At 48.9% G+C, this 17,659-nt stretch carries 14 protein-coding genes and 1 pseudogene; all 15 read right to left on the reverse strand.

Going from position 1 to position 17,659, the window contains the following annotated elements:
* Nucleotides 1-53 precede the first annotated feature (53 nt).
* A complete protein-coding gene (locus H6A27_RS09575) occupies nucleotides 54-1,031 on the reverse strand; it encodes a glycoside hydrolase family 43 protein (RefSeq protein WP_420867850.1) in 978 nt (325 codons plus the stop codon).
* A 53-nt stretch (nucleotides 1,032-1,084) separates the two neighbouring features.
* Nucleotides 1,085-2,302 (reverse strand): family 8 glycosyl hydrolase, encoded by a 1,218-nt coding sequence (locus tag H6A27_RS15810; RefSeq protein WP_477005003.1) that lies wholly within the window; start codon nucleotides 2,300-2,302, stop codon nucleotides 1,085-1,087.
* Nucleotides 2,294-3,589, reverse strand: a pseudogene (locus tag H6A27_RS15815) (family 43 glycosylhydrolase); the annotation flags it as partial. The pseudogene H6A27_RS15815 and the gene H6A27_RS15810, both read right to left, overlap by 9 nt.
* 287 nt (nucleotides 3,590-3,876) lie before the next feature.
* Nucleotides 3,877-5,895, reverse strand: a complete 2,019-nt coding sequence (locus H6A27_RS09585; protein ID WP_204508528.1) for an alpha-glucuronidase — start codon at nucleotides 5,893-5,895, stop codon at nucleotides 3,877-3,879.
* A 118-nt stretch (nucleotides 5,896-6,013) separates the two neighbouring features.
* The gene (locus H6A27_RS09590) at nucleotides 6,014-7,012 is read right to left on the reverse strand and encodes a glycoside hydrolase family 43 protein (protein WP_204402693.1); all 999 of its coding nucleotides are present in this window, start codon (nucleotides 7,010-7,012) and stop codon (nucleotides 6,014-6,016) included.
* A gap of 103 nt (nucleotides 7,013-7,115) precedes the next feature.
* Nucleotides 7,116-8,231, reverse strand: coding sequence for an endo-1,4-beta-xylanase (locus H6A27_RS09595; protein ID WP_204508529.1), 1,116 nt, complete (start codon nucleotides 8,229-8,231; stop codon nucleotides 7,116-7,118).
* A gap of 27 nt (nucleotides 8,232-8,258) precedes the next feature.
* Entirely contained in the window at nucleotides 8,259-9,752 is a 1,494-nt protein-coding gene (locus H6A27_RS09600; RefSeq protein WP_204402697.1) for an MFS transporter, read from the reverse strand.
* 27 nt (nucleotides 9,753-9,779) lie between these two features.
* Nucleotides 9,780-11,399, reverse strand: coding sequence for a sialate O-acetylesterase (locus H6A27_RS09605; RefSeq protein WP_204508530.1), 1,620 nt, complete (start codon nucleotides 11,397-11,399; stop codon nucleotides 9,780-9,782).
* A gap of 157 nt (nucleotides 11,400-11,556) precedes the next feature.
* Entirely contained in the window at nucleotides 11,557-13,656 is a 2,100-nt protein-coding gene (gene recG, locus H6A27_RS09610) for an ATP-dependent DNA helicase RecG (protein WP_204402701.1), read from the reverse strand.
* A 2-nt stretch (nucleotides 13,657-13,658) separates the two neighbouring features.
* Entirely contained in the window at nucleotides 13,659-14,324 is a 666-nt protein-coding gene (locus tag H6A27_RS09615) for a 2-C-methyl-D-erythritol 4-phosphate cytidylyltransferase (RefSeq protein ID WP_204402746.1), read from the reverse strand.
* Entirely contained in the window at nucleotides 14,324-14,869 is a 546-nt protein-coding gene (locus H6A27_RS09620; protein ID WP_204402703.1) for a DJ-1 family glyoxalase III, read from the reverse strand. The genes H6A27_RS09615 and H6A27_RS09620 overlap by 1 nt, the downstream gene beginning before the upstream one ends.
* A gap of 29 nt (nucleotides 14,870-14,898) precedes the next feature.
* Nucleotides 14,899-15,741, reverse strand: a complete 843-nt coding sequence (locus tag H6A27_RS09625; RefSeq protein ID WP_204402705.1) for an energy transducer TonB family protein — start codon at nucleotides 15,739-15,741, stop codon at nucleotides 14,899-14,901.
* Nucleotides 15,738-16,154, reverse strand: coding sequence for an ExbD/TolR family protein (locus H6A27_RS09630; protein WP_204508531.1), 417 nt, complete (start codon nucleotides 16,152-16,154; stop codon nucleotides 15,738-15,740). Before H6A27_RS09630 ends, H6A27_RS09625 begins: the two co-directional genes overlap by 4 nt.
* A gap of 4 nt (nucleotides 16,155-16,158) precedes the next feature.
* A complete protein-coding gene (locus tag H6A27_RS09635; RefSeq protein ID WP_204402709.1) occupies nucleotides 16,159-16,878 on the reverse strand; it encodes a MotA/TolQ/ExbB proton channel family protein in 720 nt (239 codons plus the stop codon).
* Nucleotides 16,879-16,924: 46 nt separating this feature from the next.
* Nucleotides 16,925-17,638, reverse strand: a complete 714-nt coding sequence (locus H6A27_RS09640; RefSeq protein WP_204402711.1) for a pyridoxine 5'-phosphate synthase — start codon at nucleotides 17,636-17,638, stop codon at nucleotides 16,925-16,927.
* Between the last annotated feature and the right edge of the window lie 21 nt (nucleotides 17,639-17,659).

Consider the following 17,659-nt stretch of genomic DNA (forward strand, 5'->3'; position numbering starts at 1 on the left):
TAAAGCCACACATCCGGGCTTTACCTCCTTTTATACTTTACTGCTTTAATACTTTACTCTAATACACTTTCACTCTGCTCCACCGGTTTCATTGTTCCGTCAGGATTATAATACAGCTTGTCGAAACATACCGAGCGGCGGCCTATAGCCCCCTTATGACCATCAATAGTCAGTACGGCGTTATGATAGAACAGATACCACTGACCGTTGAATTCTATTATTCCCGGATGGATTGTAAAGCTGTTTTCGGCCATGCCGGTAAGCTCTCCGCGATATTCCCATTCCTGGCCCATCTTGTCGGCTGTGGCGTAGGATATGTTTTCGCGTCCTTCGCCCATCGAAGCGTATGTCAGGTAATACATATCACCGTGTTTGTGGAGCCACGGTCCCTCTACATATCGTGGAAGGTCCACAACCATGATTTCGCCGTCAATCTCCGTCATGTTGTCCTTCAGGCGGGCAAGAAAGCATGTTCCGTTTCCCCAGCAGAGCCAGGCTGTACCATCGTCGTCGATAAGTACCGTAGGGTCAATGTCGTTCCACCAGCCGCGTGCTCCGTTGGAAGTCATGTCGTCACTCACGAGAGGGCGTCCTATGGCGTCGGTGAAAGGTCCCGTAGGCGAATCGGCTACAGCCACTCCTACCGCCTTGCCGGTGAACGGCTCGCCAGCCTGTACTGTGGTGTAGTAATAGAACTTGCCGTTGCGCTCCACCACCTGCGAAGCCCATGCCTCGCCTACAGCCCACGTGAAGTCTGTGGGTTTCAGTACGGAGCCGTGGTCTGTCCATGTCTTCATGTCAGTAGTGGAATAGCAGAGCCATTCCGTAATGTTGAACTCCTTGCCGCCTGACGCTGTGTCCTGGCCCTCGTAGAACTCGTCGTGACCTACATAGAGGTAGAGACGACCGTCGTGGACCATCGGGGCTGGGTCGGCAGTGAACTTATCCCTTATCAATGGGTTACCTGCAAAGGTGAATTGCTTCTCGCCTGTCTGCTTGGTTCCTGTACAGGAGAAGGCGAAGATTGCCATAAACATGACGAACAGTGTTTCTGTAAGTTTTTTCATGTGGATTTTTTTAAAGTTTATGAATGTTGTTTTGATATAATCCTGTAGTTTCCGCTAAGGTGCATGAAAGCAAACAGACGGAGAAGACCGTCGTAATACGCGTCGAAGTATCCGTCGTCGTACGGCTCATGCTTTGAGTCCCACAGGCGGCGGACGAACTCGTAGCAACGCTCATCGGTCGAGGCGAGTGACACAGCCGCCGATGTGGCCACAAGACCCAGCGAATGACGCAACTTTGTGTATCCTCCCGCATCGAGTATTCTTTCTACTCCGCTACCGTCAACATTGTACTGATCAACAAAAGTGTCAATTCCTTTCGAGTAGAGGAACGACTGAATCCTGTCGGCGTATTCCTGCTGCCAGTCTCTATCGGCACACGACCATGAATAGTCAAGCGCGATGTTCATCGGCACACGCCATGAGTCGAATCTGAACGCGTCGCCAAGCAGGGCGCCGGTGCGCATCAGCGAGCCGTCGTAGTTGGAATAGTCAGGCGTAAGTCCGGTCTGGGGATGGACGCAGCGGTGGAGATATTCGCGGCTCCTTCTGGCGCACTCCTGCCAGAAGGCGCTTCTGCCGTCGTCGGCCCAGCGTGCCCACACCTCATAGAACGCCGGCACGTGATACGACGGGTCCGTAAACCGCGCGCCGTACCATGACGGTGTGAATGTTATCAGCCTGGTTTCAAGGTCTATCAGCGGAGTCACCTCGCTCATGCCGGTTTTCTGCATAGAGCAGTCAAGGATGTTTCGCGCCTCGCCCAAATAGTCGATGCCTGTATCATTGCCCCATCTGTTAGAGGCGAAGATGAGCGATGTCACATAATACAGCTCGCCGTCGGACGCGGGGCCCTGAGAATTGCGTTTGCCGTCAGTGGTACAGCTCCATGCGAAATATCCCTTGAACTTGCCGTCATGATGCTGCATGTATCTGCTGCACCATCGCCACAAACGGTCGAAAATGTCTTTCCTGTCAAACTGTACAGCTATCATCATCCCGTATGACATTCCTTCTGTGCGGACATCTTTATTCTTTACATCGCTGATATAAGCCATGCTATCGCCGACTTCGAAATATACTTTGTTCGGACCGTAGAACACGTCGTTAAATATTTGGTTCAGCTTTTTGTCTGTCTCTTCGGGTGAATATCCCATCTCAACAAAAAAGTTTCTATACTTGCCGCTACTGAAAGCTCCCTCGCTCCAGGGAACAGCGCCAAAACCTAACCAGTCGATATCAACGTCCTTACCGGAGGCAAGCGAGACACGAAGGCTTTGCACTCCTTCGGGAACATCGGTTGCGCGTGCCGTCATTATCTTCCAGTCACCGCCCGCAGGAATCTCTACTTCGGCAAGGTTTCTTCCTCCGGCACTGACGCGCAGCACGCCGCCACGCGCAGACTTGACACGGAGCTTAACCTCGTCAAAACCGGCATCACCAAAATCCACATCGCTATATTCTACCCATGAGCCTTTCGATGTCAGGCCGCATTTCCATCCGTCAAACGGATTGTCCGGATTGAGAGGAGATACAGTCACCCCTCGTTTACTTGTCCTGCTGTACCGGTCTATCTGTATTTTCATTTTCGCGTCTGTAATCCCCACCCCACGCAATGTCGGAATAACCTTCTGTATCGTTCCGTCCGGATTGAAGAACAGCGAATCTATGCGCGCGGAACGGTTCTTATCGAACTGCGGCGAATAGTCGTTATGATGGTAAAACAGGTACCACTGTCCCTTATATTCCACTATAGAGTGATGATTAGTCCAGCATCCCGTGGGCGACTCGTCCATGATTATTCCCTTGAATTCGAACGGACCTGTCGGGCTATCCGACATGGCGTATGCCAGTGTCTCGGTTTTCTTCTTGACCCACGGGAATGTCAGATAATACTTCCCGTTACGTTCAAAGGCGAAAGGTCCTTCCTTGAAGCCCTCCGGCAGACCCTCGACCGGAATCGGCTTTGTAGCGAGTTCGCGCATATTGTCCTTCAGGCGCGCCACATGTATTCCCATTCCCGACCAGTATATATATGACTGTCCGTCCGTATCCATCAGCACACAAGGGTCTATTCCGTGAATACCCTCTATCGGTTTCCAATCGGGAAAGAACGGTCCAACAGGACTGTCTGCCACAGCCACTCCTACCGAGAATCCTTTCTGGCCTTTTGGCTGTGAAGGGAAGTAGAAATAATATTTTCCGTCCTTTGTCACACAGTCCGGAGCCCACATGGAGTATGATTTAGGCTCAACCCAGGGCACACGGTCCTGCGTGAGAATGACTCCATGGTCAGTCCAATCGACAAGATTTTCCGAAGAATATACATGATAGTCTTCCATACAAAACCATTCCTTCAGACGCTCCACAGGGCTTGGAATGTCATGCGACGGATACATATAAAGTTTCCCGTCGAACACGCGGGCCGTAGGGTCAGCGGTGAAACAATGATTGATAATAGGATTTTGCGCTGATGCCATACCTGACATGGCAAACAAGGCGCACATACAAAGAAAGTGTTTCATAATAAAAAATAATCAGGTTAATTAATTGTTTTCCTCTTCATCACAAAATTAAGTATTATGTCTGTTATCACATTCCAAATATGTTACGTATTCTTTTCATTACGTTACATTCCATCAATAAGTATAACATCATCATACCATCGGCGTTACACAGAATATATTACACTCATTATACAAAAAAAGGACTGCCGCAACGGTTTGTCTGCGACAGTCCCTGAAATTATAATCTAACCTAAACAATGCTCCATTTATTTTTAGGAGCAATAATCATTTCTCATACAAAGTATTCAATCATTTGCCGAAGGAAGCATATCCGCCGACGGGCAGGTATAATTGTCTATCGGTAGTTTCACCTTTTTCAACTGCTTAAGGCTGAACACAGGCTTGTCCACACCGGACGGATATTTCATGCGCGAGAATGTACGGAAATACTCTAAGCAGGCGTCCTTCCACCATACAGCGTCCGATGCCTGTATGTCAAAACGATGAGAGACGGCCGAATAACGCTCCGAATCAACATACGGTGACATTTCTTCCCACACTTCAGCGAAATGCTTGGCGCTATCTACGCCCCGCTGGTAACGGAAACATAACTCGTCCCACAATGTGCGGCCGGAAGCCATCTTGTGTTTCCACGGCACGTGATGGAACCAAAGGATAAATTCTTCAGGACATTTTTCCAACGAATTGAATACCGCCGCGATCGAGTCAGGATATTGCGACACAGCGTCACTGCCATTCTCGGTACGGTCAAATCCCAGTCCGTCAGCATCTGCCTGATGATAGTATTTAGGGAGCCAGTCAGGACGGGCACCGTCTATCTCGCACCACGGCTCAGGACCATAATGGTGTCCCCAGGCAAATATATGGTGAAGGCCGAGAGGCATCATATAATCGACTACAGCTTCACGGCTTTCCATCATCACTTCAGTCATTGGAGAGACAAATTCCTTGTCGGCAGTAAAAGTCTGCTCAAGCCATTCCTCGGCTATATCACGTGAAGCGAGTTCAGGATTCCAGGCCAAACGTCCGAAAGCGTACCAGTTGGACTGCGCAAGGTCATGGCCGCACCAATTGACATTATCCCCTATGTTGGCAACTCCGGCTACGGCTTTCAAATCAGCCGGCGCAAAGTATGAATAGAACTCTTTCCACATCGGAGCAAGATATGCCAGATGATTGGAATGTCCCAGATACTCCTGTGTTACCTGGAATTCCACCATGAGCTGCGTGTGTGGCATGGTGCCAAAAAGAGGGCTGTACGGTTCGCGTGGCTGGAAATCAATAGGTCCATTCTTCACCTGCACAATGACATTGTCCATGAACTGTCCGTCAAGAGGACGGAACTCAAGATAAGCCTGCTTCGCGCGGTCGTCGTCGGACGGGCTGTAAACGAAAGCTCTCCACATGACAATTCCGCCGTGAGGTTTCAGTGCTGCGGCAAGCATATTGGCACCTTCGGCATGCGTACGGTGATAATCGCACGGACCGGGCTGTCCTTCGGAATTGGCTTTCACAAGGAAGCCTCCGAAATCAGGTATAAGAGTATATATCTCATCAGCCTTTACTTTCCACCATTCGGCGACTTTACCATCAAGAGGATCGGCGGTAGCAAGTCCGCCAAGCTTGATTGGAGACGCAAAATTGACAGAAAGATATACCTTTATTCCGTACGGACGGAATACGTCGGCAAGGGCTTTCACCTTTATCAGATTATCTGAAGAAAGGACATCAGGCGAAGCGTTTACATTATTCAGAACTGTACCGTTTATTCCTATCGAGGCATTAGCACGCGCATATTCCGCGTATCGGGGAGAGACCACAGCTGGCAGTTCCTCCCATTTCCAGAGAGACTGTCCGGCATATCCGCGCTCGATGGTTCCGTCAGGATTGTCCCAATGATTGAGTACACGTATATCGAACGCCGGTTTCTCGCTGATGTCAAGATTCGAGCAATCGGCTCCGCAAGACTGCAGTCTGAGCAAATGATAAGTAGCATAGAGCAACCCCTTTTCAGAGACGGAGCTTAGAGTCGTCACGCCGTTACGTGTGCTGATTGTGTAGCCTTCGTTACCCAAGCTGTAATGTCTGCTGTCCGCCATAAGCTGCAATTCCACCTTTCCGCCTTTCCAGAACGAGGACAACTCCCCTACAGCCAAACGCACGGTAGGCGAATCAATCCTGGTTTCTATCTTCGCGGAGGAAGAGACAGTGTCATAGCGCAACCACAGACGGCTGCCATCCTCGGCACGGGATGTGACGGCGGCACCACATATCAACAAAGCTAATAGTACAGATTTCAACATGGATGTTTTTTTGAGAAGTTAAAGGAAGTTAGGGAAGTTATGAAAGTTAAAGACAATGCTAACTTCTGTAACTTCTCCATAACTTCTATAACTTCTCTAACTTCACCTTAAAGAAAAATCAATATCTCTGACCAAATTTACTTATATCATCACTGCCTTCGATAGTGATAATCTTTCCATTCTCGTCATACTCGAGCTCTACTACCTTAAGGCTGCGCAACCAAGTTTTTCCTCCTGAAGGGACACAGTCGTGATGGAACAGATACCACTTGCCTTTATACTCCGCGATAGAGTGATGAGTGGTCCATCCTACAACAGGAGTCAGAATCACGCCCTGATATGTGAAAGGTCCGTAAGGATTGTCGGCAACGGCATAACACAACAGATGAGTGTCGCCAGTGGAATATGAGAGATAGTATTTACCGTTGTATTTATGCATCCACGAAGCCTCGAAGAAACGGTGCGGGTCGCCTGCGGTAAGAGGTTTGCCGTCCTCACCAAGAATAATCACAGGACGCGGTTCCTCGGCGAATTCGAGCATGTTGTCCGCAAGTTTAACAACGCGGCTCGGAAGAGCAGGTTCGTCATCGGCCGGGAGATGAGGGTTTTCTATGGCCTTGTTGTCACGGTAACGCTGCAACTGTCCGCCCCATATACCGCCGAAATAGATGTAATGACTTCCGTCGTCATCGCGGAACACTGCCATGTCGATGCTGTAGCTGCCACGAACAGGGTCCGGCTGAGGGATGAAAGGACCTTCCGGTCTGTCGCCTATAGCAACACCCATACGGAAAATGTCGTTACGGTCTTTCAGAGGGAAATAGAGGTAATACTTTCCGTCCTTGCACGCTATATCGCAGTCCCAAAGCTGACGTCCCGCCCAAGGAATATCGGCCACACGCAGCGCTACGCCGTGGTCTGTAATCTCGCCGTGCATCACATCGTCTGTTGATAAGACGTGATAGTCGTTCATATCGAAATGGTCGCCATTGTCGTTTTCAGGGATTCCTGATTCACGGTCGTGAGACGGGTAAATATACAGACGTCCGTTGAACACATGAACAGACGGGTCTGCCATATAATCGGCAGGGAAAAGGTATCTTTCTTCTTTTTTCATAATCTTATTTTTTTAATTGTTGAAGTTTTTCAGGTGACGAGTTGACAAGGCTTTCCATCCGATGGAGACCTTGTCATCTTGTAACTGAAGCCCTGATGTCCTGTTATTTGTTGATAATCTCTTTCACAAAATCTTTCGGCTGATAGTCGCGGTCGAACAGCAAAGCATAATCCTTGCGTCCCGGAACAGGAAAATTGTTTTTCCATGAATCGCCGTCGCTCACGCCCCATGCTGTCACGCGGGTAACGATGTCGGCATGTTTCTCGAAGAGAGAGAAGAACTGTGCCATTCTCTCGTTCCACACCTTGCTGACAGAATCCGGCAACGCTTCCGGATAAGGATTCAATGATTTCCTGAACGCCACGGTATCAGAGATATTGGCGCTACGGCGAACTGTAGGCAGGGCACTCATCTCCCATTCGGTAATCATGACCTTAACGCCTGTAGAAGCGAACGCCAGCATGCTTTCCTCGAATTCATCGATTTCAGGATAGTCCATACCCATGTGTCCCTGCATACCCACGGCGTCGATACGCAATCCGCGTTCCTTAAGCGATTTCACCATTTTCACCACAGCGTCACGTCTGCCCTGTACGTTCATTCCGTAATCATTGTAATAAAGCTCCACGTCGGGGTCCGCTTCGTGAGCGTACTGGAAGGCCAATGGTATGAACTCCTCGCCAAGAATCTCATAGAACTTGCTCTTTCGATACGAGCCGTCTTCCACGATAGCCTCATTCACGACGTCCCAGCCTTTGATCTTTCCTTTATATCGCGTTACTACCGTAGTGATATGCTCTTTCATTCTTTGTTTCAGCACCTCTGGAGTAACGGTTTTGCCTTTATCGTCGAGGAAGAACCATGCAGGACACTGCGAATGCCATATCAGGCAGTGACCGGTAACCGTCAATCCGTTATCGACACCAAAATTTACGAACTTGTCGGCATCCTTAAAGTCGTACACACCTTCTTCCGGATGCACTTCCTCCATCTTCATACAGTTCTCCGCCACGATAGCGTTGAAATGTTTTTTTACGATTTTAATGGCCGAAGTGTCAATTCCGCCCGACTGCCAAACGTTAAGCGCCGTTCCGATAAGGAACTTATCTCCCACCGCGTCCTTCAATCCTTTTTCATTAACCACAGCCGTTGTGTTTCCCGCACAAGCGGCCATCACCGCGCCGCACACCGAGGCGGCCAAAATGTCTCTTAGTTTCATGGTATTTTAGTTGTTAGTTGATAATTATCAATAATCATTTCTGCTTCTGCGCACCTTGAGTTCGGCCTGCATCTTCTCGTTATATTCCTTACTGATAGGATAGAACAGCAGAGCAATCACTCCCACGAAGAAACATGCCGCCGGAATAAGGCTTGAAGAAAGCACTATGCCGTGAACAGCCGTTTCCGTCTGCGCTGAGCCCACTCCGGACACATATCCGAAGCCTGAAAGCAGGAAGCCGAGGATAGCGCCGCCCACACCCAGACCGGCCTTAAGTGCGAACACCACACCCGCAAACACGAAGCCCGTGGCGCGGCGGTAGTGAATGTACTCAGAATGGTCGGCCACATCGGCAATCATGGCCCACAACAATGGCACTGTAGGTGCGTATGCCAAACTCTTGAGGAAGTTAAGGGCAAACATCAATCCTATATTATCCTTCGCCGGGAAGTAGAACATGGCTGTAAATACGGCCGTAAGGGCGAGACAGACAATGAAAGTACGTTTCTTTCCGTACTTAGCCGCAAGAAATTCCGAGAGGAATATCACTCCAAAGAACTGCACTATGGCGCCCACCATATTGAATACTCCGAAGCCCACCTCGTAAGCCTTGTCGGGCGAATTGACTATAAGGCCGAAGGCGTTAAGAATGCTGTAGCCCACAGAATCGACCGGTTCGGCATAGGCGAGACCTATATTGTCAAGGAAAGCGTAGAGAGCTGCCGAGTCCACATAATTCTCGAAATAATAGTTCATGGCGCTACCCCACATGGCAAGAGTGATGAACACGAATAGCGTAAGCACGAACATAGAGCGCCACGGAACGCTGCTGAACACATCCTTAATATCCTGGCGTGTATCGTTTTTCTGTCCGGCCGGAGGAGTTATGCGCTCCTTTGACGAGAAGAACACCACAAGCAGGAACACGAAGCCAACGGCCGCAAACAGCGAGATGGTACAGAGCCATCCGTGCGCCTTGTCGGCTCCCTCGGAGAATTTGCCCACGAGAGGCAGGGTGAGTCCCTGCACCACGAACTGCGCTATGGTGGAGAACACGAAACGTACGGAAGTGATACTTGTGCGTTCCTTGATATCAGCCGACATCACTCCGCCCAACGACGAATAAGGAGTGTTATTGAACGAATACATCGTCATGAGCAGTGTATATGAGATAGTGGCATAAAGAGCCACAAGGCCTTTGTCCTCGATTCCGGGATTGTAGAAGGCCAGCACATAGAACACCATAAACGGAAGGGCCGTCCAAAGAACCCAGGGGCGATATTTCCCCCATCGCGAATTGGTTCTGTCGGAAAGGATTCCTACAGTAGGATCGACAAAGGCGTCCACAATGCGGGCCACGAGCATCACTGTACCGGCTATGGCTCCCTCGAGACCGAATACGTCGGTATAAAACTTTGTCTGATAGATCATCATCATCTGGAAGACGAGGTTCGCCGAACAGTCTCCCAATCCATAGCCTATCTTCTCGGCCATGGAAACTTTTTGATTTGTTATATTCATGGTATGAGTTTATGAGTTTTTCAGTTTTTAAGTTTGTGAGTTATCAGTTACGGCCTTGACAAGTCTCTCTGCGGGTGTTTTCTTGTCCAGCGGATGGATGTCGTTCCATTCGCCCGTGTCGCTGTTCTTTATCAGAGTGGCGTTTCCGTCAGCCTTAACAGCTGCCGCCTGCTGCTTTCTCAGCTCCGCCCATGCCGCACGTCCCGGATCGTCGGGGGCGAGGAAATCGGCAAGCTCTATCACGTAAAAAGGAAGGTCGCTGCCGAAAGTACGCCGCCAGTCCTTCATCATTATCCCCAGCAGTTCGGCATATTCGCCCCAACGTCCCACGTTCGATTCTCCCTGATACCAGGCCACACCTTTGAACGTATAGTTCCTTATCGGATATATCATGCCGTTGTACAGCCCCACAGGAATGTTCTGAAATGTGGTCGATGACGGTGACGGAGGCATCTGAGCACCCACGCGGTATCTCCACTTGGAGCCGAGTGAGATTTCGCTGTCGCCGCATACAAGCTTATAGGGTTTCTCCCTGACGAACGACGGACGACCTCCGTAGCTGAACAGGCGCACCGTTATGCGATTAGTTCCCTCACGCAGGAGTCCGGCCGGAATATTGTACACACGCGGAGGATACTGATATGAGGTGGTACCGACGAAACGTCCGTTCACATACACGGAGTCAGCATCCACCATACATCCCAGACGCAACACCGCTTCCTTGCCGGCCCACGAAGATGGCAACTCCACATCCTGACGGAACCAGTGAGTGCCGTTAGCCGGACGCCCGCGTCTTGTGGCCCACTCCCTGTCAAACATGTCCACCGTTTCCCACGAGCTGTCGTCCAAGCTCTCGTCATACCACGGCATATCGCCGTTCACTCCCGGATCGGCCTCGTACAGCCGTCCGCTCCACGCCTGCTGCAACCTTCGCTCCGCGCGGGCCGTCTGCGCCGCCATGTCCGTGTCCTCATAAACCGATTTCAGATTCACGTATTCCGGAAAATCCGCCAGACCTTCTTCGCTTATCCATGCCTCTACGGGCGTACCTCCCCAGCTGGCATTCACTATCCCCACCGGTACGGAGGTTTTCTCCTGCAGGATTCGTCCGAAGAAATAACACAGAGCCGAAAATCCCTTCACATTGTCCGCCGTCATGGCTTTCCAGGGTTCAGGTTTCATGTTTTCAGAAGGGGCGCCAAACTCGTACGAATATGGCACCTTCAGATAGCGCACACGAGTGTTTTCGTACCCCTCCACCATATCGGCATACTTGTCCATCACCCTCGCCACCGTAAGCTCCATGTTCGACTGTCCGGAACAAAGGAACACGTCGCCCACCATTACGTCCTTAAGCGTCAGTTCGTTCACCCTCATAGCGTACGGCCCTCCGGCTTTCATGGGGCGCATCTCCACCGTCCATCGCCCGTCGGGTCCCGCAACGGCGTTTCCTTTTCTATTCGCTATACTGATGTTTATTTTCTCGCCCGGCGCGGCATATCCCGTCACTCGTATAGTCCTGTCCCTCTGAAGAACCATTCCGTCCGAAAAAAGAGGAGACAGCCTTACTCCGGCTTCCGAGACCATAGCCCCTACGGCCAAAGCTACCGTCAGCACAAGCCTGAGCAGCAAATGTTGTGTATTCATGTAGTTGTTCTGTTTATTGGTCTATGGCAAAGGTAGGAAAAAGGGAGGGGAAATATTTAACCAAATGATACCAAAGGTTTATGAGAGGTTACATAGGCTGAAATTATGTAACAAAAAGTTTACTATATGTTACATTATAATATATAGCGCTAAAAAGTCAAGATATAGCCGACCAGTCCACATTACGTTTCCTTATTTCCGCCAGTTGACGCCACACCACGGCATTCTCCGGTCTGACCGCCTGCGGATCATCGTCAATCAGTTTCCCGGCCACCTCACGCACGTACTGCAGCAACTGTCCGTCGCGTGCCAGATCGGCAATTTTCAGATCAAAAGCCACTCCGCTCTGCTGCGTTCCCTCAATATCCCCAGGACCGCGCAACTTCATATCAGCCTCGGCGATTTCGAAGCCATCATTAGTATCAACCATTATCTGTATTCTCTTTCTTGTTTCCTCCGACAGTTTGTATCCGGTCATCAAAATACAGTATGACTGGTCCGCGCCACGCCCAACCCTGCCCCGTAACTGATGAAGCTGAGACAACCCGAAACGTTCGGCATTCTCGATAACCATCACAGAAGCGTTAGGCACGTTCACACCGACCTCGATTACAGTTGTGGCTACCATAATCTGAGTGTCACATTGGGCAAAACGTCGCATCTCCGCATCCTTTTCCGACGGTTTCATCTTGCCGTGTACCTTACTTATCTTATATTCAGGAAATACTTCGCAAACAATCTTATAACCGTCCTCAAGGTTTTTGATATCCATTTTCTCGCTTTCCTCTATGAGAGGATAAACTATATATGCCTGACGTCCCATCCGTATCTGGCCGCGCACGAACTCATACATTGACGCGCGCATACTGTCAAACCTGTGAACCGTAGTTACAGGCTTCCTTCCAGGCGGCAATTCGTCTATGACCGACACATCAAGGTCGCCGTACAATGTCATGGCTAATGTACGCGGAATCGGAGTGGCAGTCATCACCAAGACATGAGGCAAAATCCTGTTCTTTGCCCACAACCTCGCCCTCTGCTCCACGCCAAAACGATGCTGCTCGTCAATTACAGCCAAGCCTAAAGAGGCAAAGACAACATTATCCTCAATCACCGCATGAGTACCCACAAGGATATGCACCTCTCCCGCTACCAACCCTTCGAGTATCTCCTCCCTTTTCCTGCCTCTCACAGAGCCGGTAAGCAATTCCACCCTGACATCCATCCCACCAAGGAAACGGCACAATGTCTCATAATGCTGCGAGGCAAGAATTTCAGTAGGAGCCATCATGCATGCCTGATAACCGTTATCAAGAGCTATAAGCATAGCCATCAGAGCCACAAGAGTCTTTCCGCTTCCCACGTCGCCCTGCAGCAGACGGTTCATCTGACGTCCGCTACCCATATCGCGACGCATCTCGCGTATCACCCTCTTTTGTGCCCCGGTAAGGCTGAAAGGAAGATATTCGGAATAGAAAGTGTTGAATTTGTCGCCTATCTTACCAAAGACAATACCACCGAAGCGGTTTCTTCTCTCGCGCGAATATCTCAGGATATTAAGCTGTATATAGAACAATTCCTCAAACTTCAGCCTGTATCGGGCTTTTCTGAGAAGCTCAGGATTTTTCGGGAAATGCACATTCAGCAACGCTTCGGACAGCGACATAAGCCCATGAGAAGCAAGGATAGCGGGACTAAGCGTTTCTTCCAGAGTCTCACCATCAATGACATGAAAAAGATTCTCCATGAGTTTCTCCACCGCGCTCGATGAGAAATTCATGCGTTTCATCTTCTCTGTGGTGTTATAGTACGGTCTCAGCCCCATTGACGAGAGAGACATTCTGTCGGCCGGATCAATATCCGGATGAGCGATGTTTATGCGTCCGCCGAACACTGTAGGCCTGCCGAATACGATATATTCCTCATGACACTTATATTTCCCGGCAATGAACTTTATTCCCTGAAACCATACAAGGTCCGCCACTCCGGTACCATCCGAGAAATGTGCCACCAGCCTGCGTTGGCGTCCCTCACCAAAGGTCTCGAAGCTCAAAATCTGACCTTTCAGCTGTATGTACGGCATAGAACCGTCAATTTCCCCCACACGGTATATACGGCTTCTGTCCACATATTTATACGGGAAATGATACAGCATGTCCCTGAAGGAACGGATACCCAATTCCTTCTCCAGAATTTCCGCCCTGTGCGGCCCTACACCGGGGAGGAACTTGACATCGCGTGAGGACAGAGACAACATATTCAAAGCATAGCCTTAGCAACAATCATATCAAAAGGAGTAGTAATCTTAATATTTTCCCTATTGCCTTCGGCCAAATCAATTTTGCGCCCCATAGCTTCAACTACAGACGCGTCGTCAGTAAAATCCGTACGGTATTCGCACGAATATGCCTTCCTCAGCATAGAGGCAGGAAAAACCTGGGGAGTCTGTACAAGACGATAAGAACTTCGTGGCACAGTAACACTGAGTCCGTCTTGCCCTACTTTTCTCAATGTCTCCACCACATCGACTACAGGCACAACAGCCTTACCGCCGGCCGCCATATCAAAACAACGGCCTATCACATCATAGGAGACGAACGGACGTACCCCATCATGCACAGCAACCACAGAATCGTCTGTATCAACAAGAGAAAGTCCGTTCCTCACAGAATGGAAACGGGTCTCACCGCCATCGGCAATACAATGAGGAACACTGAAAGAATGCTCATCGCACAATTTCTTCCAGAATTCCTGATGATCATGCGGAAGCACCAATATTATGTTTATATCATTAGAGAAAGAATAAAACTTCTCCAGAGTGTGCATCAACACAGGCTTGCCGGCAAGAGGAATGAATTGCTTAGGCAGACTACCGCCCATCCGCAATCCTTTTCCACCAGCCACAATGATAACGTATCGCTTCATCATGCGTACAGCATACCTTTTCTTACTTCGGCAGCTTTCACGGCTCCGGCAAGTTTTTCAAGGATGGCAAAACCAAATTCAGCGGCAGCCGCAGGCCCCTTGCCAAGAATGAAGTTATCAACCGTTTCTACCATATTGCCTGTATATTCGGCTCCTTCAAGATATTTGTCAAATCCCGGATAACAGGTAGCCTTCCTGCCTTTCAGCAAGCCACGTTTTCCATATACCATCGGAGCCGCGCATATGGCCGCAAGAGGTTTTGCCTCTGCCGCAAATGTCATTATCAACTTATCCAAAGCTTCACAAGCGTCGAGATTAGTAGCTCCAGGCAGTCCTCCCGGCAGGATTATCATCTGCACATCACCGGCAGAAATCTCATCAATGACAGCATCGGCCACAACAGAAACGCCATGCGAGCTTTTAACTATTCTTTCTGATGACACCGATACAGTTATGGCATCTATACCGCCACGGCGCAAAATATCCAATGGCAACAATGCTTCGGATTCCTCAAATCCTTCTGCAAGAAAAATTACTGGTTTCATGATATTCAATTATATAATTAAGAATTTCATCATCTTAGTCTGAAATAATATGTAATAGTACCGCTCTGATTGTCAACACCATCCACAGCATTAAAGCGCGCTTTGCGTGCAGCGTCTTCGGCAGCCTTTCTAAGAACAGGATTTACGGTATTTGTACGCTTGTTGATACTTGTACTTATTACCTGACCGGAAGGATTCACCACTATTGTCACCACTACACGTCCTTCTTCCTGAACGTTATATACCGGCACTGGCAATCCACCTTGTCCCAGGCTTCGTCCGTTCAGATCGAAAGTTCCATAACCGCCCATACCGGCCATACCGCCTGTCTGACTGTTACCGTCCGGACGACCTTCATTACCATCGCCTGTTGCTGCCGTACCTTTGCTCCCCATCTGGGCTCCTTTTCCAAAAGCTCCGGCAATCTTGTTTGCCGCCGCTTCGGCAGCCGCTTTTTCTGCTTCAGCACGTTTTTCGGCTTCTGTTTTCTCCTTAGGCAATTCTTTTTTCTGTTCATTGACCTTGTCAGGAGTAACTTTCACAGCAGTTTCGGTCTTCTTCTTTTCCTGCGGTTTTTCCTCCTTCACCTCCAGCGAAGGTTCATCCTGCTGGGTTATCATAGGTTGTCGTACATCGGCAGCAGGTACACTTTCGCTGGTAACAGTCTGTTCTGGCTTCGGCATGACATCAACTTCAGTCATGGTATATTGTCCACCATTGCCCTGCGCCATATCCGTGTCACCCATCATGACAGGCACACCACCCTCTTCCTGCTTTTCAGGCATAGCCATATCAAGCAGCAGAAGCATAACCACCACCAGCACATGCACAGCTATAGTACCTACTATTCCTATCGTTTTACTTCTTTTCATTTCCTGTCAGGTCTTCTTGTGGCAAGCACCATTTTAAAATGATTCTCATTGGCAATGTTCAGTACACCTACAATTTCTCTGTAAGGCACAGACTCGTCGGCATAAAGCGCCACATACATTTCGGGCTCTTTCTCAGCACATTGCTGTAGAAATCCCGCAACCTCGTCAATAAACAGCAGCATCTCGTCCTCATTGCCGAAAGCCCCGTAATAATTCAAATTCTTGTCTATAATAATCCTAACCATTGGCTTTGCCGAAGTCTGTTGCGATCCCTGGGGAAGCAATACCTTGATGGCATTGGGCGAAACCATGGTAGAAGTAATCATAAAAAATATCAGCAACAGGAATATCAGGTCAGTCATTGACGACATACTGAATCCCGGCGATACTCTTTGTCTCCTTTTAAGCGCCATAAAATCAATTCTCCTTTGGTTCGTTCAACAAATCCATAAAAGCCATAGTTCGTGCCTCCATCTGACTGACCACCTTATCTATTCTATAGACTAAATGATTATAGGCGAACATAGTGATGATACCTACCACAAGGCCTCCTACGGTAGTAATCATGGCTTCATATATCCCCCCGGACAACAAAGCGATATCAATATTATTGCCGGCATTCGCCATATTCCAGAAGGCTTGCACCATACCGGTAACAGTACCAAGAAACCCTATCATAGGCGCACCGCTCGATATTGTAGCCATTATAGACAACCCGTTCTCAAGCTTTGCCACCTCAATATTTCCGGTATTTTCTATTGCGGCCTGGACATCGGCTACAGGATGTCCCATACGCGAAATTCCCTTCTCAATCATTCTTGCAGAAGGAGTATTCGCAATACGGCAATAATTGATGGCCGATTTCACCTCCCCCGTACGTATATAATCGCGTATCCTGTCCATAAACAGAGGGTCTTCCTTAGCTGCACGACGGATAGTGAAAGCACGTTCAAAGAAAATATAGAAAGCGATGACAGACATGACAGCCAATACAATCATAATCCATCCGCCCTTGCATGCCATATCCCAAAGATTCATTTCAGGCTCGCCCTGAACCACCGGAGTAAGAACCGGATTAGCTCCGGACATTGTGTCGGCAGCAATCTGTGCAGCTGCCAGTAAAGTTGATGTAAACATGTGTTTATTAATTGTTAGATGTTAATTCTTAAATATCAGTTGTTATTTACAACAGACATTTCTTATATTCTTCAATAGTTTTTTTCAATCCCAAATACAAAGCATCACAAATAAGCGCATGCCCAATAGAAACTTCATCAAGCCATGGAATATTACGATGGAAAAAGGCTAAGTTTTCCAGACTCAGATCATGTCCGGCATTCAGTCCCATTCCCAATTTTCTGACCACACGGGCAGCCTCAACGAATGGCGCGACAGCCTCTTCCGGATTCTTTCTGTAACCACTTGCGTATGGTTCTGTATAAAGCTCAACTCTGTCAGCCCCGGCACGCGCAGCATATTCTATCATCTCTGTATCAGTACCTACAAATATGGAAGTTCTGATACCGGCGCCTCCAAACTTGTCCATAAGTTCAGTAAGGAAATCAAGGTTGGCTTTCGTGTCCCATCCTGAATTTGATGTTATCTGGTCAGGTGCGTCAGGTACTAATGTAACCTGATGTGGCTTGACCTTCATCACCATATCTATAAAATCAGCTGAAGGATATCCCTCAATATTAAATTCCGTTCTTAAGAGAGGACGAAGAGCATACACATCACGATATTTTATATGTCTCTCGTCCGGTCGTGGATGAACTGTAATGCCTTCGGCTCCAAACGCCTCGCAGTCAAGTGCAACCTTTTCAACGTCGGGGTTATTGCCTCCACGGGCATTACGCAAAGTAGCTATTTTGTTTATATTTACACTTAGTTTGGTCATAATTGATGATTTTTATATCTT

It is taken from the genome of Bacteroides caecigallinarum (genome assembly GCF_016902295.1).
Lineage (GTDB): Bacteria > Bacteroidota > Bacteroidia > Bacteroidales > Bacteroidaceae > Phocaeicola > Phocaeicola caecigallinarum_A.